Below are 430 nucleotides of genomic sequence, written 5' to 3'. Positions count from 1 at the left end.
CTATCTGCTCGGCCATCGAGCAGGCGGCGTCGTGGTCGGCGGCCGGGTCACCGATCGGCCGCTTGCCGTCGAGCCAGGCGTTCGTCTGTTCCCTCTTGATGGCTTCAGCGGCGTCACGGACCGCGTACATCCGGCCGTATGCCTCCTGACTGCGGGACCGCCGCTTCCGCGAGCCGTTCCCCGCGCCAGGAGTGTCGGACGTCGGGTACTTCGGGGTGAACAAGCCCATGCCGGTCCTCGCTGACGGGGTGGGGTGGGTCAGAAAGCCTTCGCGGCTTCACGGGTCAGCCGCTCGCCGGCGGCGATGGCCGCCTCGCGGGCGGCGTTGAGGGCCTGCGCCGACTCGACACCGCGCAGGTCGTAGGTGGCGGTGGCGGCGTCCTGCGCCACGGCGGCCAGCGCCGGGGCGAGGATGGCCAGAGTGGTCAGC

2 protein-coding genes are annotated in these 430 nt (G+C 72.1%); both read right to left on the bottom strand.

Annotation, left to right across the window (positions count from 1 at the left end; genetic code table 11):
• Positions 1–229, bottom strand: a 229-nt coding sequence (locus KUM39_RS27975) for a hypothetical protein (RefSeq protein WP_217788573.1), incomplete at its 3' end; no start/stop codon positions are given.
• 29 nt (positions 230–258) lie between these two features.
• Complete coding sequence (locus KUM39_RS28895; protein WP_504740074.1) at positions 259–414, bottom strand: hypothetical protein; 156 nt, start codon at positions 412–414, stop codon at positions 259–261.
• Positions 415–430 lie beyond the last annotated feature (16 nt).

The organism is Streptomyces corallincola, assembly GCF_019104725.1.
Classification (GTDB): Bacteria; Actinomycetota; Actinomycetes; order Streptomycetales; family Streptomycetaceae; genus Streptomyces; species Streptomyces corallincola.
The sequence above is the reverse complement of the archived record's forward strand: the minus strand, read 5'-3'. Positions and strand labels throughout refer to the sequence as shown.